At 47.8% G+C, this 23,434-nt stretch carries 16 protein-coding genes; 3 read left to right on the top strand and 13 right to left on the bottom strand.

Features of this window, described 5'->3' with window-relative positions:
- The first annotated feature begins 484 nt into the window (after positions 1 to 484).
- Positions 485 to 883, top strand: coding sequence for a hypothetical protein (locus AB9P05_RS04380; RefSeq protein ID WP_371907592.1), 399 nt, complete (start codon positions 485 to 487; stop codon positions 881 to 883).
- Between the two features lie 195 nt (positions 884 to 1,078).
- Here AB9P05_RS04380 and AB9P05_RS04375 read toward each other — a convergent pair whose 3' ends face one another.
- The 10 genes from AB9P05_RS04375 to AB9P05_RS04330 all read right to left on the bottom strand — a co-directional run bounded on the left by AB9P05_RS04375 (position 1,079) and on the right by AB9P05_RS04330 (position 20,102).
- Positions 1,079 to 2,131 carry a hypothetical protein gene (locus AB9P05_RS04375; protein WP_371907591.1) on the bottom strand — a complete coding sequence of 351 codons (1,053 nt, stop codon included), beginning with the start codon at positions 2,129 to 2,131 and terminating at the stop codon, positions 1,079 to 1,081.
- Positions 2,132 to 2,345: 214 nt separating this feature from the next.
- Complete coding sequence (locus AB9P05_RS04370; RefSeq protein WP_371907590.1) at positions 2,346 to 2,627, bottom strand: hypothetical protein; 282 nt, start codon at positions 2,625 to 2,627, stop codon at positions 2,346 to 2,348.
- Between the two features lie 56 nt (positions 2,628 to 2,683).
- Entirely contained in the window at positions 2,684 to 3,406 is a 723-nt protein-coding gene (locus AB9P05_RS04365) for a hypothetical protein (protein WP_371907589.1), read from the bottom strand.
- A 220-nt stretch (positions 3,407 to 3,626) separates the two neighbouring features.
- Complete coding sequence (locus AB9P05_RS04360; RefSeq protein WP_371907588.1) at positions 3,627 to 4,289, bottom strand: hypothetical protein; 663 nt, start codon at positions 4,287 to 4,289, stop codon at positions 3,627 to 3,629.
- Positions 4,290 to 4,455: 166 nt separating this feature from the next.
- Positions 4,456 to 7,773, bottom strand: a complete 3,318-nt coding sequence (locus tag AB9P05_RS04355) for a VCBS repeat-containing protein (RefSeq protein ID WP_371907587.1) — start codon at positions 7,771 to 7,773, stop codon at positions 4,456 to 4,458.
- A 958-nt stretch (positions 7,774 to 8,731) separates the two neighbouring features.
- A complete protein-coding gene (locus tag AB9P05_RS04350; protein WP_371907586.1) occupies positions 8,732 to 10,234 on the bottom strand; it encodes a tetratricopeptide repeat protein in 1,503 nt (500 codons plus the stop codon).
- A 533-nt stretch (positions 10,235 to 10,767) separates the two neighbouring features.
- A complete protein-coding gene (locus tag AB9P05_RS04345; RefSeq protein ID WP_371907585.1) occupies positions 10,768 to 11,448 on the bottom strand; it encodes a hypothetical protein in 681 nt (226 codons plus the stop codon).
- A gap of 574 nt (positions 11,449 to 12,022) precedes the next feature.
- On the bottom strand, positions 12,023 to 15,370 hold the full coding sequence (locus AB9P05_RS04340) for an FG-GAP-like repeat-containing protein (protein WP_371907584.1): 3,348 nt from the start codon (positions 15,368 to 15,370) through the stop codon (positions 12,023 to 12,025).
- Between the two features lie 85 nt (positions 15,371 to 15,455).
- Positions 15,456 to 16,988: a RagB/SusD family nutrient uptake outer membrane protein gene (locus AB9P05_RS04335; protein WP_371907583.1), complete on the bottom strand. Its 1,533-nt coding sequence runs from the start codon at positions 16,986 to 16,988 to the stop codon at positions 15,456 to 15,458.
- A gap of 12 nt (positions 16,989 to 17,000) precedes the next feature.
- Positions 17,001 to 20,102 (bottom strand): SusC/RagA family TonB-linked outer membrane protein, encoded by a 3,102-nt coding sequence (locus AB9P05_RS04330; RefSeq protein WP_371907582.1) that lies wholly within the window; start codon positions 20,100 to 20,102, stop codon positions 17,001 to 17,003.
- Positions 20,103 to 20,415: 313 nt separating this feature from the next.
- Between AB9P05_RS04330 and AB9P05_RS04325 the strand changes: the two genes are divergently transcribed.
- Together AB9P05_RS04325 and AB9P05_RS04320 are read left to right on the top strand one after the other, a co-directional pair.
- Complete coding sequence (locus AB9P05_RS04325) at positions 20,416 to 20,823, top strand: DUF1801 domain-containing protein (protein ID WP_371907581.1); 408 nt, start codon at positions 20,416 to 20,418, stop codon at positions 20,821 to 20,823.
- A 118-nt stretch (positions 20,824 to 20,941) separates the two neighbouring features.
- Positions 20,942 to 21,460, top strand: coding sequence for a GreA/GreB family elongation factor (locus AB9P05_RS04320; RefSeq protein ID WP_371907580.1), 519 nt, complete (start codon positions 20,942 to 20,944; stop codon positions 21,458 to 21,460).
- A gap of 86 nt (positions 21,461 to 21,546) precedes the next feature.
- Here AB9P05_RS04320 and AB9P05_RS04315 read toward each other — a convergent pair whose 3' ends face one another.
- The 3 genes from AB9P05_RS04315 to AB9P05_RS04305 are packed head-to-tail and all read right to left on the bottom strand — an operon-like array spanning position 21,547 to position 23,400.
- Complete coding sequence (locus AB9P05_RS04315) at positions 21,547 to 22,362, bottom strand: YgcG family protein (RefSeq protein ID WP_371907579.1); 816 nt, start codon at positions 22,360 to 22,362, stop codon at positions 21,547 to 21,549.
- A gap of 20 nt (positions 22,363 to 22,382) precedes the next feature.
- Positions 22,383 to 22,817: a TPM domain-containing protein gene (locus tag AB9P05_RS04310; protein WP_371907578.1), complete on the bottom strand. Its 435-nt coding sequence runs from the start codon at positions 22,815 to 22,817 to the stop codon at positions 22,383 to 22,385.
- 4 nt (positions 22,818 to 22,821) lie between these two features.
- The gene (locus AB9P05_RS04305) at positions 22,822 to 23,400 is read right to left on the bottom strand and encodes a LemA family protein (RefSeq protein WP_371907577.1); all 579 of its coding nucleotides are present in this window, start codon (positions 23,398 to 23,400) and stop codon (positions 22,822 to 22,824) included.
- Positions 23,401 to 23,434: the final 34 nt, after the last annotated feature.

The raw sequence follows: 23,434 nt of genomic DNA, 5'->3' as shown, positions 1-23,434 counted from the left end.
CCCGACAGTCCGTACAAATATACCTGAACTCACAGTCTTTGCATATGGTAATATCATCTTTCCTGAGTTTCCAATATTTGGTAAAGGCTGCCGGTATACAGTCCCGCAATTATCGGCTCTTTTTTTGATGAGGCCCCACTTAGTTCAAGGCACAATGCAATTGGCGCAATGCAATTGGCGCCATGTAATGGGTAGTGCTTTTCCGGGTTGGATTGGACTAAATAATCAGGCTGAAGTGTTTTTTGCCTACTGTGGAGTTGTTCTCTACCTTCTGCGCGTTTGCACTCTGAGGAGCGCATTGCATGCCGCGCCAGGGACAAGTGTGACCCTTGCACCGATGTGGGGCGGTGGGGGTACTAAACTTGCAGACTGACGGGGGTTACCACTGATAGTAGGGGTGTCCGCATCATTTTGCAGGGTGGCACTCACTTTGTGTTTGAAATGTGTTATATTGATTTGGGAAGTATAAATAATGTTATTATACATGAAAAAGAATACGATAATATTGCCTTTTACAATTATTGGGATATTGGCATTTTTGTCTTTCGCTTGTTCAAGGGAAGAACATAATAACCCGTTTTACTTCATTAATAAACATAAGCCTCAAATCGGGTTTGTGGATTTTAATATAAAGGAAGCTCCCGATAGTTTAGGGGAAGATAGCTTTCTAATTACATTGAAGGACTGTTCTTTGTCTCTTTCAGAAACGGAAACCTATAATGACGTAAGCTGGGAGATGGCTGAGGATATTAACGAGGCCTTTGTCAGTAGTAATAATAAAGATGTCTGGATCCGGTTTGAATTTACTGATCCTCAAACTCTTCACCCAAAAATAGGAGAGTCTAAAGATATGACCGTGCTTATTAGAGCTAATGAACTTTAGTTCTCTTTTGCTTTGTCTCTAAAAGCTTAATCTGTCGACCTAACCCTAGCCTCAATTTGTTTTGCTTTGCTACTGGCTTTGGCACAAGCCCCAAAGGGGTTAAAACAGAGACGCTTGCGCCAAAGGGGGGCTACAGGCAGACCTTATTTCTGGATATCGGGTAGCTGGTTGGGTATAGTGTTATAGTAGCCTGTCTTATTTGCTAGAGTTATCATATTCCCCCGTATTAAATTCAGGGTATTCCTGTATTACCTCCACCACTTCGTCGAACGTGCGGTCGTTTTCTTCCAGGTTTTGGTAGTAATAGTTCCAGAAAAGGTAGTTTATATGCATCGAATCACGGGCGTAGAGAAAAATCTCTTCCATGGTCAGGTAGCCCTCTTCCGGTACCGGCTCCTTGTCTGCTAATCGTATATCATTTTTATGGTGGTGGTAGGAGTCGTCCTGTGCGGAGCAGAACAGTTTTATCTTCCCCTTGTACTCCCTGTATATCCTGTATGTATACCTCAGCCACCTTCTGTGAGGCAGTATATCCGGCCCGCCCATTACTACATTTTTTCCCGACATAGTGTCCGCAATTTCCTTCAGGTGGCCATCATTTTCGTGTATGCCGTTCTGATACCAGAAGATCTGGCAGTTAGGCATGGCCTCCCGCATGCCGTTTAGTATAGTGATAAGCGCATCGCGGTACTTCTCCGGCGTATAGCCGAATTTTGCATAATCTTCCTCTGTAAGGCCCAGTGCTGACTCCTGTATGGCCAGACCCTCAAAGTTCGGGTGGTCATTAAACCGCTCGCCTATCGCCTCACCCAGCGCGATGAATCGGTCTATGTATTCCGGTTCCCAGCGTACAGGGTTAAAGCTGCCGTCCGGGTAGGGCAGCTCGTACTGCTTCAGGTAGTGAGGCACAGCCCCCCTTTTCCAGAAAGATTTATCGCATAGGAATACCACCAGTTGCTTATTCTGCGCTTCGCAGTACGCCAGGTCTTTCTCTATAGCAGAGAAGTCATACACCCCTTTTTCAGGTTCCAGTATCCGCCAGTGGTACCGCTTGTTTACCCCACGCAAAGCAGGCTCCTGCAGGTGCTTTATCTCCGGCAGGTTTATATGAGGGCCCATCGCTACGTAATGTCCGGGGTTATACTTAATGCCTGCACTGTTTGCCGTAACGGTACCCTGGGCCTGCGCCCTGCCAGCCAGACCTATTAGCATCCATGCTATAAGTATCGCCTGGGTTAACTTTTTCATACTCAACTGTTTTTTGCCATTTAAGGGTGAAACCTATTTGCTAGATGCTATTTGTACTTCTAAACTAAGAGATAGATGGGGAAAATTACAATCGGGAGGGGTATTTACTGTCAGGCTAGTTGCGCTAGAAGGAGTTCATTTTATGGCGCGCTTGGAATATGCGTAACCCTTGTGCCAAACGTATCTCATCCGGAGGACAAGCGCTGCACAGGTTTTAGTAGACTAAGAATACATATTCATAAATGATTAAATAATTTATCGGTACCTGAACGTATAGATAAATAGTTGCCTTCTTCTTTTGCAGGAATAAGAGTAATACATTCTGAATAATAATACATTGTAGTAAAATGAGTACATCCTTCTCCTCGTATATCCCACGTGGATTATTAAATTGAAAGATATTGACTGCAAACAGTGCTATGGTGAAACTGGCCAGAGCATTAGCAATAACGAGTAGTACAGTCTTCAGAATAGGGATAATACTTGATGTCTTCATGATGCTATAGGCCGCTTGTTGAGCGAATGGGGTTGAAAATGATTGCTACATGATTATTACTCTTCGTCACCATATCCTTTATCTATAAATTGTGAATAGTTGATGTTGCCGGTAAATTCATTAGAATACACCTTATCCTCATCTCCCAACCGTAGTCTCAATTTGGTTTGCTCTTTTCCTTTATACAGTTTGTAAGCAGTTAGTACCAGGTTATCCGGAGGTAGTAGGATGTACCTTAATCCTGTGCCGCAAAGTATACGGGGCCTCTGGATGGGTCTCCATGCTTCTGTACTGTCTTTTGCTTCCAGTATTAAAGGAATATATTCTCCATACCCGATGTCCAGCGTATCGGTTGACTGATTGATTAAGTAAACAGGATAGGCGAAGTATCGTGGTGCCTCATATACATTGAGAGAATCTTCCTTCGCGACTCGTGGTGGGGGAGGAACACGATCGGCATGCGATATACATTGAGATGTGTCTACAAATATCCTGAGGCTAGCTGAATCGGGCTGGCTATAATTGCTCCAATCATCCACTTGATATTCTCTAAAATCAAATAAATGATCTGCTAAAACAGTATCAGCTTGCGTACCTATGTACAGAGGGCTGTATGCTGCAGTTGTTATGTATTTTGCCCGGGCAAATTTGGCCTGGGCATCGCTCTGTTCTACAAGCGTGATTCTATTCCATATTTGTTCAGCTTCACGAGACCTATTATTTTCCTTATGACAGGCGTAAAAAATCAAGCTTAGAAATAATGTGAATAAAATTCTCATGGCTAAGGTTTACTATTTACAGTCCACTTAGTTCAAGGGTAGCACTCGTCCGGACTGGATTGGACTAAAACTCGCACGCGGCTGACTATTCTTGGTGATGATAGAGGTTTTTCTTGTAGCCTGCGTGTTTGCATTCTAAAGGAATGCATTGTATGCGGCGTGCAACGTGCCGCGCCAGGTATAAGCGAGACCCTTGCGCCAACGGGGAGCCAAAAGGGGGCTACACATCATTCATTTCAATATCTCTATTATTGTTTGTTACTATAGTTTGCGTATGACCAGTAATACTATTGTCTTTAATATCCTGATTATTAAGGCGTACTTTGGCTCTATTTACAAGTTCCTTAGTCAATTGATGAGAACCATCAAAATTAAAAAAATCAAGGTAATGCAAAAAAAGGCTAACAGCCTCAGTAGTTTTTTTAAATAACGGCTTTAAATAAATTTTTTGTATTTGGCCATTTTTATCTAGTTCAAAACATTTATCTCCCTCTTTGCCTATATATAGAAAGTTGTTTTCTGGTAAGGAGTTATTATGTGTTAATTTGCATCTATATGTTTCGTAGAAGTCTTCGACAGCTTTTTTCGATAAAGAAAATTTAAATAATTTCTCATGATTTAAGATATAGAAATGGTGTCCTGCTTTTTCAATTTTATATGATTCTTCATTGAAGGTTATAGTGGTTTCAGTGCCTCGGAAATAACTGCCAATTGCATCTATAACGGAACAAATAAGAATAAATGCTGGTACCCCCAGGATGCCTTCTCCTCCATATTCCCAATTATCGTTTTCTTTTTTAAAGTTGATACAGTGTTTTATAACAGTTATGTTCTCTATTATTGAATCAATAAATAAGCTTTTGTTTGATGAGTGTAATGCCATGATGTTATAAGGTAATTTAATAATTATTTTCTTTGCGTCGCTGCGTCTTTGCGTGATATAACCCCGCCGAAATTATGACAGCCGTTTTCAGTCAATAGCAGATACTAAACCTTGCCCTGACCATCCATTGCATGGCGCCCATCATCCTTAAAATCCTGCTTCAAACCTACTCCACCCCAATCACCTGCAGTGGGGCATTATTTCTTGCTACCAGCAGGTGCTTTTTGCCGTTGATGGTGATCTGGGCCATGTCTCGGATCTGGCCCTGGAGGTAGATGCCGGAGATGGTGTTGGGGATCCATTCGAAGGTGCCGTTACCCTCGTATTGCAGCAAGGTGCCGTAATCTGCATCGTAGCGGCCGCGCTGTATGTTGACTTCGTAGAAGTTGCCTCCGGTGAGTATCTGTAAGGGGGCCTTTTCATTTACTACAGCCATGGCATTGATAGGGGATAGCTGGGCATGATCGGGAAAGGGGTGGAAGGTGAAGCTGAGGTCACCGTTATTCAGGAAGAGGCCGCTGCGCAGCTCGTAGGCCTCGCGCTCTTCGGCGTTTTCCCTCTTTTCGATAAATAGCTTGCCCTGGTCGGCATAGGCAAAGTCCTCGTAAGTGGTGTATTGCGCCTTTACGGCGGTCAGTTGCTTCACGAGTTCGTCGCGTGTGGCAAAGAGGTATTCTTCCCCTTGGGAATAGTGATAAAGCAGGGGGTCGGGCCGGCCGTTATCGTCAAAGTCTTTAATGACGAGGCGGATGGGCTCGTCTTTACTTGCCTTTATTTTGGAGTTGAGGCCCAGATTACCGGCCAGCAGGTCATTATCGCCGTCGCCGTCTATATCGGCTACCTGGAGGGCGCTCCACCAGCCTTCCGTGCCTTCCAGGGTACTGAGGAGGGTAAAGCGGTCGTCTTCAAAACCGAATATGGTGACTGGCATCCACTCACCGGCGAGGACCAGTTCCGGCTCGCCGTTACCCGTTACATCTGCCCAGCGGGCGTCGCGTATCATGCCGGCGTGGCGCAGGCCTTGGGTCTCTTCGGTTACGTCGGTAAAGTTGCCGTTGCCTTCATTGCGGAGCAGGTAGCTGTCAGGGGCCATGCCATAGTTCCAGGGAAGTATGCGGCCTGCCACGAACAGGTCCTCATCACCGTCGCGATCATAATCAGCAGCGCGTATGACGGAGGCATTTGTAAATACGACTGGCTTACCGGAGGTATCGCGGCTAAACTGTCCATTGCCATGATTGAGGTAAAAGCGCAGGGCGAGTTGCTTCGCGGTGCCCTGCCACTCGTTTCCACCGGAGGAGACCACGAGGTCCTGGTCGCCATCACCGTCATAGTCAGTAAATAGCAGGCCTGTATCTTCGGCTGTGCTGTCCTCGCCGAATACAGGCTGTGCGGAGCGCTCAAAGCCCTGCGCTGTCTGCAAAAAGAGCTGGCCGGGCTGGTGCTTGGCGCCTCCGGCATAGAAGTCCTCCAGGCCATCGCCGTTGACATCTGCCACGGCTATGCGTGGGCCTTCGGTACTGCTCATGTGGGGGAGGAGGGCTTCACGGTTAAACTCGATGTACTTATTTTCTTTATGGGTAAAGTCGATCGGGACAGAGTCCGTCAGGTCGCGGTACATGCCCGGTTTTACCTGTTTCTCAAAACTATAGGTACCGCTCGCCTCAGCCTGTTTTACGGTAATGGTCTGGTTAGCCTGTACATTTGTCAGCCACTGGCTGCGCAGGTCGGGCCATATCACCAGCAGGCTATCCACCTGCGCTTCATGGCCAAGGCCGAGGGTGAGGTCGTCGGTTACAGCCGACTGGTAGCCGCGGGTGCTGTAGTGCTCCCAGATGCGGGTTTCATTTCCTTTCGGGTAAATGACCTTGGTGCCGATACCGTCAGGGTTGCCTGCTGCGCCTTCCAGGTGCAGCTTGAGGTAGTTGGCCAGCTTCTTATCTCCTTTGATGGTCAGGTTTTCGTAGATAAAGGCAGGCTGATCGATGTTATTGGTCACGAGGTCCAGGTCACCGTCGCCGTCCAGGTCGGCATACAGAGCCCCATTGCTAAAGGAATTTTCATTAAGCCCCCAGGCCTCGGAGACATCTGTAAAGCGCAGGCCGCCGCTATTTTTAAAGGCATAGTTGGGCACCTTCACCACGGGCATTTTTTCGGTCAGGGCCAGGTCCTCTTCGCTAATGTCACCGTTTAGCTTAGCCTGTACAGCCTCATTGCTCACGTAGTTGATGTAGTCCAGGTCCGTGGTGCGGCGTTTGATGCCGTTGGCGATAAAGATATCCTTATAGCCGTCCAGGTCCAGGTCGGCAAAGAGGCCTGCCCAGCTCCAATCGGTAGCGGCGGTGCCTGCGATCAGGCCTATTTCGCTAAAGTGGCCGTTGCCCTGGTTGAGTTGCAGGGTGTTTCTGGCAAACTGGTGGGCATATCCGTACTGTAGCTTATAGTTGTACACATCGTAGGCATCTTCAGCGGCACTGGCTTTGAGCATTTTCGGGTCGGCCGGTAGCATGTCCAGCGAGAGGATGTCGGGCAGGCCGTCATTATTAAAGTCGCCGATGTCATTGCCCATACTGAAGCGGCTGGTGTGCTGTATCTGCTCCTGCAGGGCCTCGCGAAAGGTGCCGTCGCCGTTATTCAGGTAGAGGTAGTCGTTTTCATGAAAGTCATTTCCAATGTAGAGGTCGGGGTAGCCGTCCCAGTTGATGTCGCCCACTGCCACGCCCAGGCCATAGCCGAGGGCACTGGTATAGATGCCGCTGCTGTCTGTGACGTCGGTGAAGGTGCCGCCGTCATTGCGCATGAGCCTGTCGCCTGCCAGCTTGTGGGTAGCCTCACGCAGGGTGCCCCTGCCAAAGGTGCCGTTGCCGTGCACGGAGTGGTTGAGCATGTACATATCCAGGTCGCCATCGAGGTCATAATCCAGGAAAGCGGCCTGTGTGCCAAATCCTTTAATGTCGAGCCCGTACTGCCGGGCTTCTTCTTTGAAAGATATGTTTCCCTCGCTATCTGTTCCCTGGTTGATGTAGAGCTGGTTTTTGCCTTGTATGTTTTGGTAATCACCGAGTTGGCTCACGTAGATATCCAGCCAGCCGTCGGCATTGATGTCTACCATGGTCACGCCTGTGGTCCAGCCGCGTTTACCCGCCATCTGTGTCTGCTCGGTGATATCCTCAAAGGTAAAATTGCCCTTATTCAGATACAGCTTGTTTTCGTGGAGGTTGCTGGTAAAGTAGAGATCAGGCAGCCCGTCGTTATTCAGATCACCTGCTGCCACGCCACCCCCATTGTAGAAGTAGAGGTAATTGAAGACGTTCATGGCAGGCGTTTCTTCCAGGTTATTGGAAAAGGTGACGCCGCTCTGCTCAGGTGGGATCAGGGCAAAACGTTTGGGCTCCTTTGTTTCTTCGCCCTGGTCTCCCCCGCAGGAGAAAAGGCTGAGGGCTAGCAGGCTGAGTAGCGTTTGGGTTAGTCGTGTTTTGGTCATGTGGTTTTTTCACTTCCACTCTAATGATAGCAAATATTTGCGAGTTTTGGGTATAGGTGGGTGTTGGTATCACTTAACCATAGGGTGGGAGACGCATGACGATGTTTCTCTAGGGGTGGTGTGAAGCTGATGGCAGATGGTTTGTGTCTTGAAATATTACAATTGATGGGTTGGTGAGGCTATAACGGGTCTTTAGTGAAGGAAAGGTAAGGGATGGATAGATTCATAACGGAGAAGCAACGGAGGTAAGACGGTGTAGGGACGGAGCTGAAAAAGGGGTATGAAGGCCCGAAATGAGGGTGCCGGGAGTAAGAAGGCTTAAAATAATACAAAATAAGTGATGGTATGTGCCTTCCTAATTATAGGAATAAATATACAGATATTGGCGCGTACAGGGCAATGGGTGGTCCTATTTTCGGGGCATAGCCGTCAAGCTAGCATGGCATAATCCCTCCTGGGAGCTGGGCTCGCAGGCGACTGGGTTGGATTCCCTTTCCGTCCGCGAATCAATTTTTTGAGGGAAAGTAACTACTTCTCTTCGATATTACTTCCTGCAGTACTTATGTTTACCACCGCGGCCACCTTTCCCTAAGTAGCCTTGTATTTCATTCGGCTTCACTAAGGGGAAAGGAATTTTGCGGAAGGGAGGGCAAATACTCTATCGCCCGATAGTCGGGCCTCGAAATTCAGACCTCGAAAGCCGCACCTCCGGAATGCCGGGCCACTCCTATTACCACAGGAGGGGAATTGGTGCTTAGCTTGACGGCTATGATTTTCGGGGGGCTCGCAGTACGTGTATTACAATGTTATTCGAACTTGTATAAGCCGTTTATAGTACGCTTCCCTGCTACGGCGAAGTTTTACCAAAGGAATCTCCATGATTGAGCATATGTAAAAACTCTTAAACCACACTTGCCAGGTGAGCGGGTCGGATGCAGGCTCTGGCATTTTTTACTATCTAATAAAATTCATTTAGGAGCTTTCTAATCTCAGGGAAGCTTTCGTGATAAATACCGGCCTCTTCAAGGTCATCCAGGTCGGTGATAAAGGCAATTAATAAGGTGTTATTCAATATATACCTGTTATAAATTTTCTTTGCTTCCGGAAGGTTGCCCAGCATTAGGTGGCTTAGGGCCAAATTGGTGTTGATCCACTTTTGCGAACGATCTGTTTTTAGCCCTTTCAATGCAGCCGTTTCGGCCTGATCATATTCACCGGCAAATATTGAATACCATGCCAGGTTTCCATATTCCTTTGCCAGTCTGGATTTTACGTCCTTATGATCGGGATATTTCTGATAGGCCTCCTGGTATGCGGCTATCAATTCTTTTTGATTAGGTATTTTATCTGCTTTATATCGAGTTTGTTCGATGCTTTTTTCCAGTGTGGCAGTGGCAGCCAGCAATGAATCGTACAGAGCATCTTCTTCCGTGTTTATCAGATTTATCTCTTGACGTAAGGCATAAGATTCACAACAATCCAAGTCATTTTCATCCATGGTGGCGATGGCTTTTTTCAGCCATTTTGCTGCCTCTGTTTGGCGGCCGTAGAAGGACATTAGTTCTCCTTTAGTAGCATAAAGCTCAGCGACCTGATAATAGTGTTCGTCAGATTTATCGGCCTGTTCCAGTTTTTTTGATAGTAAGCTGTCGATCAGAGCTATTGCCTCATCCCAATACCCGTTTTTAGCGTATAGCCTGGTGAGTAAAAAGTCCAGGGTGTCCGTGCGAAGTGCTATCTGTTCTTGTGGCAGTCCGGTGTTTTCATTATAGAATCGCCTTGATTTCAGAAAATGATCTAAACTTTCTGCATTATCTTCATTTATTAAAGCAACATGCCCAAGCCCATAATGGCTGTTCGCAAGGTGTAAGGTGTTTTGTGAGTTAGTTTGGTAGCTAATACACTTTTCATAAATAGTTTGCGATACTGTATAGGGCTCACCCATATATATCGGTATGTGCAGCCTTTTTTCTATAAATACATCTTCTGTAGCTAACAATCCCGGACCTGCCAAAGAGAGGGTAGGCACAATTGCCTCAAATAGCTTCTCTGCCGCTATTTTGTCTCCCTCCTTACTTTCAAGTATTGCCTTCATCATGTCAATTTCCTTTACAAAAGTCTCCCCATTGTCAGGCAGGTTAAGGTAAATATCCTTTGCTGCAACCAGGTTTCGTACAGATTGATAATAATCATCCGCTTTCAGATATGCTAACCCTAGCGTCAGTCTGATTTTTGCCAAAGCAGGCAGGTATCTCTCAGGATTATTTTCTGAAAGCTTTATTGCCATTTGCAGTGCTTCTAAATAGTACTTGGGTGTTTCGGTATAAAAGAAATCCAGTTTACCCAGATCCACTGTGGTGAGGAATGCGTGGTGAAGTGTTTTTACATTTTTATGATCAATTTCAGCGTAAGCTACAAACGCTTTCAGCCAGAAATCATGGGCTTTTTCAAACTCTGACATCGCGTTGTAGGCTATAGCGGTCTGGCTCAGAAGGTAAGCTCTTTTTGCTGGATTTTTTTCTCTTTTTAGTGACCGTTTGAGAGATTTCCGATACTCGGATACGGCATAAAAGTCATTTTTGTCGATATATTCGTCGACTTGATTTGTGTACGGAGGTATTATTTGTGAGTCATACCTCAGTTGAGCTACACAGGTTATGGAAAGACAATTGATTATTAACAGGAGTATCAGCTTATTCATCTCTTGCCGTATTTCATTCCTTGGGCTGCGGCATCAAATTTATTACACAAAAGTAATTAATTTAAGATGAGATGCCTTTTAAGTAAGAATCATAGCTTGCTTATCTGGCCGGCATGGTAGTTAGAAAGTAGAAGCAGTATAGACATGGGAGGCTCCCTCAGGATAGTGGAGTCTCTGCCGGCGTGACATCCAACGGGCACGACTTTTAGGTGGCATGGCAGCAATTATGCCATGCCGGAATATTAATAAACAATACCTTCCCCTGGAATGAAGTATCTTTCCACAAAGCCAGATTATCTAACCAAGGAGGATATGAGCTGGTAAATGAAGACTGGGGCGTACATGAATACATTGGCAATCATAGATTGTGTGAGGTTGCGGTTTTTAAAGAATAGCAAGGCCAGCAAAATGGATCGGGGCAGGACGACGCCGAAGAAAAAGGCAGAAGGGAAAACATCCAGGAAAAGCAGGTTGTAGGCCACTACACTAATCGATAGGGTGAGCCCTGGGGAGAGTCCGCTGTCAATGAGTCTGGGAATAGGGTATGCGCGTATCATGAACTCATATACGAGGGGGTAAATAGTAAAGTAAATTATAAGATAGAGCGGGTGATTGCCCGGACTCCCTGGTCCGGTTGGGCCTAGTTCAGGGAATTTGATGCTGATGATCGAAAAGATGGTCATTATAATAAGAAAGCCATAGACACCGAGGCCAATGGCTAACATGGTTTGCTTAAAGGTAAGCCGCTGCAAGCCCACAGAGCTTAGCCCTTTGCCTTCCACCTTCTTTATGTAAAAAAACAGCAGCAGACCCATCAACAAAAGTCCGGATATACTAAGGAATTGATCTATAACCATGGTATAGCCGGACACTGAAGAGTGTAAAGCGGTTTGGAGTAAACTGAACAGTACAGGAAGGCCCAGCGCGAGGGCGATGCCAGGCCATTGGGGTTTCTGTTGGATTGCTGCTTTCATCAGGGGTTTATCAGAAGATGGCAGAATAAACCCTCAAATATAGGTATTGTATCTCATTTCTAACGGAAGTTAAGTAAGGTCTGCTTATGACCATGCGGATGTTCTGAACAGCAGAATTATGCTAAGACTTTGTCAGATGCCACTTTGCATTAAGGTTTGCACTGATGCTAATTATATTCCCGGGAGTGTATGCTGCGTACCTACGGCACTCAGGGTTGCTTTAGCTTATATGGGCTACAAAGGTGACGTGCCGCTGGGACTGGCAAGAGAATTTGCCGTAACTGGCTTCTTTAAGAAGCATTTTGCAATGCCCCCGGGATGCCGCATTGTCGGACCACCGAGAGTCGGACCACCGAGAGTCGGACCACCGAGAGTCGGACCACCGAGAGTCGGACCCCCGAAAGTCGGACCACGGACCCCTCCTGGATTCAGGAGGGGAATTTTGGTGCTTAGCTTGTGGGCTGTGCCCAAGAGGTAAAGGCTATTTACCGATAGAGGGTATGGTCCGGGAAATGAAGACGGACGCGCGTACATGACCACCTTAGCCTTCATGCATCGAGTAAGTTTCTAGTAATTACTGGATGTCTCTGTTTTTCCCGGTAATCTTATACATCAGCGGCTCCTCATTATTTCTGCCAATAAGCAGGTAGCGGCCGTTCTTTGCCTTCATGACGCGGCTTTCATTCACTACGCCACTTATATTAAGGCCGGTGCCCTGCACTTCTGTGAACGTTCCTTCTTTGTATTTATACAGCAGCCCGGTATTGGCATCGTAGCGGCCCTCTTCGGGCTTGGTACCGTAGTAGTTGCCTGCGAGGAATAGCTCCTTCTGCCCGTCGCCGTCAAAATCCTCTGCGATGATGCTGCGTACAGGAGCCCACTGGGCCCGCCCGGGCAGGGGTTGATAGCGGTAGCTGCCGTCGCCATTGTTGATGATGACGCCAGTGGTGAGAATTTTAGCCTCTCTGCGGATGGCCTTTTTATCGATGCTTTCTCCGAATACGGCCTGGACTGGCTCACCGGCATAGCTGGCATAGTTGGTGTACTTCTTCTTCACGTGAGGAAGCTGCTTAACGAGGTCGTGCCGCAGTACCATGGGGTAGAGGGTATCGGCCTCGTAGCTGGCGTATATTTGCTCTACTGTCTGGTTATCGTCCAGGTCGCCTACGTACATGACCATGGGCTGCTCCGGGCTGGCTTCAAACTTGGTGTTCAGGCCCCAGTTGCCGACGATGAAATCAGGGTAACCGTCATGGTTAAGGTCGGCGATCTCTATGGCCTGCCACCAGCCTTCGGTGCCCATAAGGCCGGGGGTGTTATTGAGCCTCTCCAGGTTTTCGCCATTATTTTTAAAGACGACTATGGGTGTCCACTCCCCGGCTACTACGAGGTCCAGGTCGTCGTCGTCGTCCACATCCGCCCACCTGGCATCGGTGACCATGCCGAAGTTCTGCAGGCGGGGGGCTACTCGTGTGGTCACATCGCTAAAGTGGCCTGTGCCGTCGTTTTGCAGCAGGTAGCTATCGGCATTAAGGCCGTATTGTCCCGGTACGGCGCGCGCTCCCACAAAGAGGTCTGTATCGCCGTCGCCATCATAGTCGGCTGCCTGCACGGTGCTGCTCATCGCTATCAGGTTTGGGAGGCAGTCGTTGCAGCGTGTATAGCGGGGGCTGGTGGGGCTACCGGTGTTTTGGTAGTAGCGGTCTCTGAGCTGCTGCCGCTGATAGGCAAATTCATTGCCTCCGCTGGCTACATAGAGATCGAGGTCGCCATCTCCGTCTCCATCGAGGAAGGTAGCGGCTACATCTTCATAGGCTGCATCTGCGACCAGGCTGCTGGTAGCCAGCTTCCGTAAGGTGCCGTTTTGTTGCAGGTAGATGGTGCCGGCCTGCTCACTGGCGCCGCCAATGAATACATCGTCTTCACCGTCACCATTGAGGTCTGCCACGGCCAGGGCAGGGCCTTCCTCGCTGAGTTTATGGTAGATGAGGCGCTGCTGATGAAAGTCGACAAAGGTATTTTCCTGATGGGGGGGTAAGTCTAAAGGGGCAGATACGAATAGTCCGGAGGGTAGGGTATTTTCCTTCGTGTAATCGGAAGCCTCTATAAAGTTGAGCACCAAAGGCTCGGCCGGTGATACTCCTGTCAGTGTTTGGGCTTTTCCGTAGCCCCACTGTACGCGCAGGCTGTCCAGGGTGGAGGTTTCCCCCACACCAAGGAGCATTTTATAATCCATGCTGCTTTGAAAGCCTTTAGTGGGTACATTTTCCTGCATTATTACCTGACCATCTGTATACGCATAGACGCGTGCACCGACACCGAAGGGGTTGCCTTCGGGTCCTTTGAAGGTAATGGTCAGGGCTTTGGGCTGGCCGAGTTCATTGGCATTATTTCGGTAGAGAAAAAAGGGCTGATTTACATTGTTGACCACCATATCCAGGTCGCCGTCGTTATCCAGGTCTGCGTAGGCGGCTCCGTTAGAGAAACTGCTGTCTGCCAGGCCCCAGCTTTCTGCGACATTCCGGAATTGCAGGCTGTCGGGGTCATCTCTGTGAAAGAGGTAGTTCTGTAGTTTGGTGCTGGTCATCTTACTTACCAGCTTTTTAAAGTCTGCCTTGCCGGACTTCATGTTGGCCATCAGCGTCTGTTCGTTTGCCAGGTAGTCGATAAAGTCCTGGTCTATGAGGTCACGCTCTATGCCATTGGTTACGTAGATTTCTTTGAGGCCGTCATTGTCAAAGTCGGCGAGCAGGGTGCCCCAGCTCCAGTCGGTGGCCTCTACTCCGGCGAGCTGGCCTACCTCTGCAAAGCTGCCTTTACCATCGTTGAGCTGCATGGTATTGCGCATGTATTGCTCGTAGTAGTCGTTTTGCTGGCGAAGCAGGTAGGTGTTATAGTCCTCGTACTGCACCATTGTTTTCAGACGGCGCTCGTCTTCGGGCAGCATGTCTGTTACGAAGATCTCCGGGGCGCCGTCATTATTGAGGTCGGCTGCATCGGTACCCATACTGAAGGCGCTGGTATGGCCTATGCGTTGGGGTAACTCATCGCGAAAGGTGCCGTCCTGTTGGTTGATATAGAGGTAGTCGCGTTCGAAGAAATCATTACTGATGTAGATGTCCAGCCAGTTGTCCTGGTTTACATCGGCCACGGTTACGCCAAGCCCGAAGCCGATGACTGAACCGTAAATATTGGCCTCTTCACTGACGTCAGTGTATCGTCCGGCATCGTTGCGATACAGCTTGTCACCGCCGGTGCTGTCGCGCTCATGGCGGATATTGCGCATGCCCAGGCTGCTGACGGGGCGGAAGGAGTTATTCAGCACATAGCAGTCGAGGTCGCCATCCTGGTCATAGTCGAAGAAAGCGGCGTGGGTGCTGAAGCCCTTATCTGCGAGCCCGTAGGTAGCGGCCTCTTCTTTGAAGGTGCCATCCTGTTGATTGATGTAGAGCTCATTATCGCGCTTGCCCCCAAATACGTCGCCGGAATAGCAAACATAGATATCGAGCCAGCCATCGGCATTGATGTCAGCCATACTTACTCCGGTAGCCCATTCTTTTTCATGCTTTAGCCCGGCGGTTTGGGTAATGTCTTCAAAGGTCATATTGCCCTTGTTGAGGAATAGCCGGTTAGGGAGCATGTTGGCGGTGAGGAAGATATCGGTGAGTCCGTCATTATTGATATCGCCCAGGGCGACGCCGCCGCCGTTATAGTAGTTACGGTAGCGGAAGACGTCCATATCTTGGGTAAGGGTAAGCTCATTAGTGAAATCTATGCCGCTTTCTTGGGGTGAGAGCCTGGTGAATTGCTTTAAGGAGGTCTGCTCATTATTATCTGAGAGGTTTTCCTCCGCCGCAGGGTCGCAGGAGAATAATAAAGCAGCCAGAATAAGGGGGTATCGTAGTCTGATGAATCTCTTCATTCCAGTAATTTCCGCAAATGCCAAAAAGAAAGCAAGTAACCTCCCGGCTACTTGCTCTCATCACTTAATGGGTATATAAATTGGGTTAATATCCGGGGTTTTGCTCCAGGTTGGGGTTCAGGGCCACAGCGTTTGCAGGAATGGGGAATAGCGTTCTGTACTCTTCAGAAGTTCCCCCTTTCAGGTCCCATTCTCTGGTAAAAGTACCGAAGCGAATCTGGTCGTTACGTCTCCAACCTTCTGCATAAAGTTCCCGACCTCTTTCATCAAGGAGGTCAGACTCCGATAAACTCGATAGGGGCGAAGCATCCCGTATAGTACGAAGTTCATTTACCAAAGCAAGTGCTTCGCCGGTATTACCTTTTCTCAGTTCTGCTTCAGCCTTCATGAGATGAGCATCTGCAAACCGGAAGAGGATATAGTGACCGACAAATGATCCGTTTTCGGGATGGTACTTTATCACTCTTACGCCTGTGTTTTCACGGTTACCGGTCAGGCCGGAAAAGTCTTTGGTAAACACTAGAGGTCTCCCGGCCCGGTCGTTAAGTGGCGCGCCGGACTCGTCATACTGCTGGCCGAAGAGCATGCCATAACCGATGCCAAAATTCGAACCATCCGTAGGTACATAACCACGTCGTTCCTCCTGGTTACTTCCGGGAGTATTCGATTCGGCATCGCCTTCAAAGAGGGCATAGAATTCAGCGGTGGTAGAGAATCCATTCCATCCGCCACCTTCGTTACCAGGAGCATCCTGAAAATAGTGCAAGCCGTTCCATATGCGGTTACCTACACTACCATCTGTGTATAAAATGGTTTCCGTGTCTTCTGCCGGGGCAAATACTTCAAAGTATCCTTCTTCCAACTCATAGCCCAGCGCTTCGATCTGATTGACGCTGTTAATGACCACATCCATGTCTGCTGCATCGGCAGTGCTGTTGCCGAGGAAGACGTGCTTATTCAGGTGTAATTTGGCATTGATAAAATGGGCCGCAGCTTTTCCAGCTCTTATATTATCAGCCGAGGGGCCTAATTCCGGCAGATTGGCTATGGCGTCGTTCAGGTCGTCCTGAATGAAGCTTATAGCCTCTTCCGTAGTCAGAACCTGCGGTTCCACAAGAGGGCCCTCATCTACTTCCCTGAATGGCACCTGGCCAAAAAAGTCTACTACCAGATACATAGCATAGGCTCTCAAAAACTTCGCTTCAGCTAACTGCTGCGCATTTGCATTTGAGCGGGGGTCTATGATCTGCGTCGCTTTGAAAACCAATGCATTAAACTGGTTCCAAGAGGACAATACATAGGGATGGGTAGGATCCCAGGTATGCTGGTGTAGTGTACGCCAGATGCCGTTGTCTCCCCAGTCGGTGCCCCTGGTGGGCACCAACAGTTCATCAGAAGTAATCTCGTGTAGGGCGTATGAATTAGCCTGATCGGTAAAGGCGCGCAGATCAGCGTATCCACTCGAAAGTGTGGGTCCGGGCTCAACGCCAGTGAACTCTCCGGATGCTGATGCGATAAAAACGGAGTCCGACTCCTCGACCTCGAGGTCAGTACAGGCTGTAATACCAATACTGGCTGCCAGGGTTAAAGAAAGAAATGTATATAATTTACGTGTCATGGTTTCAAGTCTTTAGAATGAAAGATTTAATCCCAAAGTATAAGTACGTGCCCGTGGGTAAGCCGTATAGTCGATACCTGCAGAAGGGATATCGTCGATGCTCTTATCCACATTGATTTCCGGGTCTAAGCCAGAGTAGTCTGTTATAACAAACAGGTTCTGTGCACTGGCGAATATCCGGAAATTTTTGAGAAACGAACCGTCCTCTACGGGCAGATTATAGCCGAGGTTCAGATTCTGCATTCTCCAAAAATCCCCACTTTCAAGATACCTTGTAGAAGCATCAGGTGTGTTGGATGGGCTTTCACCATTTTCTAAGGCATATTCCAGGGCTTCCTGGGTAATATTACGCGCATTCGCGAGTGAACCATAAGAGAAGAAAGCATTTGCCGTATTATTATAAATGTAGTGCCCAAACTGGCCATACATAAAGGTAGAAAGGTCCCAGTTCTTATAAGTAACAGAAATGTTTAAGCCTGCATTGAATTTTGGCAAAGGGCTTTTGCCTATAAATTCCTGGGCATCCACATTGTACTCGCTAAGGCCATCTTCGTTAATGCCTCTGAAATCTCTTAAGAAATAAGCAAATAGTGGATACCCGTCCTGGATACGCTGAGCGAAGGCCCCTGTCAGCCCTTGTCCGTTAATTGTGGCGGTGTTAATAGGCGGACCAGGGAAGTTTTGGATTACGTTATCATTATATGCACCGTTTACACTTATATCTAAACTCAGGTCTTTGGTTGCTATCGCCTGATAGTTCAGGATAAGCTCTATGCCCTTATTTATCACGTCTGCATCCAGGTTCACAATAGCGAACTCGTTAGGTGCAGGCTGTGACCTGATTACTTTTAACAGCAGGTCAGTTGTATTTCTTCGATAGAAGTCCAGGCTACCGGATAATCTGCCACCGACAAAAGCAAAATCAAGACCCGCATTAGCCTGTCTTGTTTCTTCCCAGCTTACTGCATCATTACCGAAGGCAACGTTGGCGATTTCACCCCCTAATATCTCTCCCCCTTCATTAATAGTAATGTCTGTATACTGCTGTCTTTCCCTGTGTTGGTTATGGGGTATTTCCTGGTTACCAGTGATACCGTATCCGATCCTGAATTTCAGATCATCGAAAAAGTCAGGGACGAAATCTTCATCGGCAAGCCGCCAGGCAAATGCTCCTGAAGGGAATATACCATACTTATTGTCTCGACCGAATTTTGTTGATCCGTCTACTCTTACGGTACCTGTAAACAGGTATTTGTCATTCAGAGTATACTTAAGCCTGGTAAAGAAAGACTGCAATTCATCAGAAAAATCAAACATGTTACCGGTTACTGTGCTAACCGGCACACTGACGTTTTCGTTGATTTCTTCTTGTGCTGGTGATGGAAAGAGCCTGTTTGTATAAAACTCTACACCCTCGCGGTATCCGAACTGCTGGTACTGACCATCTATAGCTCCCATGAGCCTATTGGCAGATGCCTCCAGATCGCTGATCATGGCGGCTTCATCAGTGGGTGTAAATCCCCATCCTCTGACTGTGATGCCTTCCTGGTTAAATTTCTGGTATGAATACCCTAATAGTGCTTCCAGTTTTGAGTTACTGCCTACATTGATCTTATAGTTACCAAAAACTTCGAAAAGGTATGAATCCAGGTCTCTTTCGGTATAAGCCCCACGCCCGTTACCGTTGATACCACCTCCTATACCTAAAAGGCTGGAAAAGGCTGCACCTCTGAAGCCAGAGCTTCTGTCATAACCCCCGTTGACTGTAACAGCCAGGTTGTTAGTGATATCATATTTGGCCGATGCGCCAAGAAGGTATCTGTCCGTTTCGGCCTCATCGAGGAAGTACTCCAGGTATGAGTTAGGGTTAGCGAAGTTGTTACTAGGCTGTACGGTTGGGTCAGCAGGCCATGTGGGGTTACCCGAATAGGCTGATGAAAGCAAGTCTCCTTCAAAACCTGTGTCATTGAAAATAGGGGGTGCCTCGTCGTTCAGGCGGCTGACCGTACCCTGAAAGTTTATCGTCAATTTATCGTTGAGGAAGCGGTGCTGGGCATTCAATCGGGCGTTTAGCCTTTCCAGTGAACTGTTTTCCACAATACCGACCTGATCCTGGTACCCGAGTCCTACCCTCACATTACCATTATTATAAGTAGTGGCGTAAGAAAGGTCATGCTTTTGAGATATGGCTGTTCTGAAGATTTCATCCTGCCAGTCTGTATCGGCTCCCAGGTCACCTACTGCCAGGTCGCCACCTGCATTTTCGTAGGCTTCTAAAAACTCATCCCTCTCAAGTAAATCATAAGTATTGGCGGCTCTGGAGACGCTACCTTGTGTGGAAAAGGTAATCCTGTTTTTGGCCCCCTGTCCGCTTTTGGTGGTAATCAGGATAACCCCATTTGCGCCTCTACTACCATAAATGGCTGTTGCAGAGGCGTCTTTAAGGATGTCTATACTGGCTATGTCATTAGGGTTTAGGAAGTTAAGTGGGTTTCTTGATGATCCGGTTCCACGGCCTATATCCACACCGCCCCCTGTGATGGCATCTCCTGCAAGGGGGATACCGTCTACAACAAAGAGAGGGTTATTACCGGCCCTAACGGATGAGGTTCCCCTGATTCGCACGTTTACACCTGCCCCGGGTTCGCCACTTGCCTGCGTGATCTGCACACCAGCTGCTTTACCTTGTATCAACTCCTCAGGACTGGAGATCACGCCCTTGTTAAAATCCTTGGCCTTAACAGTTTCCAGTGCTCCTGTGGCGTCCCGCTTTTCTTCCTGCCCGTAACCAATTACGACGATCTCCTGTAATTGAGATAGTTCTTCGGTAAGGGTAACATTGATGTTTGTTCTGTTTCCAACGGTTACAGTTTTTTCGCCGTAGCCTACAAAGGAAAACACAAGTTCATCGGTGGGTTCAGCCATGATGGAATAGTCTCCATCCAGGCCAGTAGCCGTACCAGTGGTGGTCCCTTCCACTCTAACATTAACACCGGGAATTCCCTCACCTGAAAGTGAGTCGGTAACAACCCCGGTTATCCGGCTCTTCTGTGCAAACAGGGGTTGCCACATGGTGGCGCCCAGTAGCACGAGCATAAGTAGAATATTCTTCATATTGACAAAAATTAAGATGTGGTTTTTTGGTCTTTGCTTACCATGCTGGTTAAAAATTTTGTTTTACCTATAATATACAACTTTTAATAATTTGACAACTAGTGGGGAAGCTGCAAACGTTTGCGGTAAGAAATATTCATTGAGATTGCTAATTTCTTAGAAATAATCACCTTAGTGCTATTCTCCGTTTACTATGAGACAGGGGACAGAAATCGATTCCAGAAGATGGCTTTAGGGTCTTATATTGAATTAATGCAATAAAATAAGTGCAATGGTATTTGTTGAATAATGTAATTATATTAAGATGACTGAGATGAAAACTAAATCTAATGAGGGAGATGTGATAACCTTTATTAGGTCTATCGATCACCCTAAGCGAATGGAGGATGCGCTTTTTCTATTGGATATGATGAGAAAAGCAACCGGTGAGGAGCCGAAAATGTGGGGGAAGGATATAGTTGGCTATGGTTCTTACCACTATGTCTATGAAAGTGGGAGAGAGGGAGATTGGTTTCTGGCGGGTTTCAGCCCCCGCAAACAACGCATGAGCGTATACATAATGGATGGGTTTAAGGAATATGGAGCCCTCCTTAATAAATTGGGAAAGTACAAGACGGGTAAAAGCTGCCTGTACATCAATAAGATGGAGGACGTGGATACTGCGGTGCTGGAAGAGCTGGTGCGTGTCTCTGCCGATCAGGTTCGTGAAAAACATGGTTAGTAGCTACGGCTGGGTAAGGCAGTGTTTTCCGGAGGTATAGAACTGTTTTTTATTTAATGTTGTGAACATTAAAGGAGTAGTGGCCTTCATGTTATGAAGCTAAAGAGCTAATAGGTTTATGAGTAGAGCATTTGTAAAAGAAGATGACAGTGGCGAACCGCCGATTATCCCACCGCGGGCAGCCTTACCGGCCGGGGCCACAAACTATGTGACGCCTTACGGGCTGGAAATGCTCCGGAGTGAGCACACTGAGCTTGAGACTGAGCGTAACAGACTGGAGGTGATGCCGGAAAAGGATAGCGATGCCCGGCGTGAACTGGGCATTATTAAGGCTAAGATCGCCCAGCTAAACGAGCGCATCGGTAGTGCCAGGGTGGTAGACAATTCGGGACAGGATGGGGACGAGGTTCGCTTTGGGGCTACGGTGGAACTGAAAACCAAAGAGGGGGGCAAGCCAGGGATGAAACGAAAGTTTCAGATAGTGGGGGTGGATGAAGCGGATATAAAAAAGGGTAAAATCGGGTTCGTAGCCCCGATTGCAAAAGCGGTAAATGGTAAGAAGAAAGGAGAGGTAGTGGAATTAAATTTCGGGAGGAATAAAGAATTAGCTGAAGTTACTTCTATTAAGTACAAGTAAGTATACTGGGTATGTACAGTTGCTCGTAGTCTCTTTCTTCCACAAAAGATGGGCTATGCGTTAATACTGTCCTCACTTTAACTTATCTACCAGCTCCCGCTGGCTCCGCCACCTCCGAAGCCTCCGCCGCCAAAACCACCGAAGCCTCCGCCTCCGCCCCCTCCGCCAAAGCCTCCACCGCTGCCGCCTCCAAAACCGCCACCTCGGCCTCCGCGGTTGTTGAACATACCTAGCAGAATCAGTGTGAGCAGATCGGGGTTTTTGCCTCTTCTCCCTTTCATGTGAGAGCGCCGAACCTTCCGGGCGAGTATCCGGGGCAGAATGAGGAAGAAAAAGATGAAGCCTAGTATGAGTAATATTGATGGGATGGGGGACCCTTCAGAATTATCGGGGCTTTCGGCAGGCTCGTATTCACCGGCAGTCAGGTCCATAAGGGCCCGTACACCTGCTTCTATGCCTCTGTGATACTCTCCATCACGAAAGGCAGGTAATATGCGGTTATTAATAATCCGCTTAGCTATTGCATCAGGAACGGCGCCTTCCACGCCGTAACCGGTACTAATATTGACGTCCTTATCATCAACAGCTACCAACAGCAAAATGCCGTTGTCCACATCCCTGCGTCCTATGCCCCATTGGTGGGCTAGCTCCACTCCATATTGAGCAATGGCCTGGCCGCCGGTGGTCTGTATGGTTACGACCACTATGGCATTTGAAGTGGTATCGTTAAATTGGCGTAGCATGCTTTCCAGTTGGTTTTCTTCGGTTCCGGATAGTATGCCTGCAAAGTCGTTGACGGCCCTGGGAGGGTTGGGTTTTTCGGGAAATTCCTGTGCCTGGGCACCTGTGCTAACTATGAAGAATAGTAAAGTTACCACCCATGAAGGCAGACTCTTTCTCATATCTGATATCCTGTGTCGTGTCATTTGCCAAAAGATATGTCGTCAGGGAGCTCGTTTTTGTCGCCTGATTGAAAAGGGAAGTGTTGCCCAAGCTGTTTGCCTGCCATTTCTATGCCCTCAACCAGTCCCTCTGCGAGGCGGCCCTGTCGGAAGTGGGCTTCCATATGCTCGCGGATATCCTCCCAGAAGTTGTCAGGTACTCGGTGGTTGATGCCTTCATCACCAAATATAGCAAACCGGTGATCTTTTATTGCGAGGTAGAACAACACTCCGTTGCGCAGAGTGGTCTTATGCATGTTGAGTTTTTCGAATATTTGGAGGGCACGTTCGAGGGTTTCACCCTTACAGTGGTTCTCCAGGTGTACCCGGATTTCTCCTGAGGTGTTTCGTTCTGCCTTTTCTATGGCAGATAATACTGCCTGCCGGTCCTCATTTCGTAGCGCATCTTTAGGCATAGATCTAAAATTCTACAGTTGGCGGAGTTTCTGCACCTTCGGAGGCCTCGAAATACCCTTTTTTATCAAAACCGAACATGCCTGCTGTGATATTTTGAGGGAATCGTCTGATATAGGCATTGTACTCCTGAACGGCCTCATTGAAGCGTCCTCTTTCTACTGAAATGCGGTTTTCTGTCCCTTCCAACTGGGCCTGTAGTTCGCTGAAGTTTTGATTGGCTTTTAATTCAGGATAGCGTTCCACGGTTACTAACAACCTTGACAGTGCACCACTCAATTGTTCCTGAGCCTGTTGAAACTGCTGAATTTGATCAGGGTTCAGATTGTCAGCATCCACGTTTATGCTGGTGGCTTTGGACCGCGCCTCTATTACGTTTGTGAGTGTTTCCTGCTCAAAGTCTGCATAGCCTTTGACTGTATTTACCAGATTAGGAATAAGATCAGCACGGCGCTGGTACTGGTTTTCAACCTGTGACCAGGCCTGGGCAACCTGCTCTTCCTTAGTTACCATGCTGTTATAGCCGCATGAGCTTAGTGAGGCCACTATTATGAGGCCCAAAAGAAGTTTGATCGTTGTTTTCATTATGCGAGTAATAGGTGTTTGTTAGAACGGGGCA

This window comes from Roseivirga sp. BDSF3-8 (assembly GCF_041449215.1).
GTDB lineage: Bacteria > Bacteroidota > Bacteroidia > Cytophagales > Cyclobacteriaceae > JBGNFV01.
Note: the sequence above shows the minus strand (reverse complement) of the source record. Positions and strands in the feature narration are given on the sequence as shown.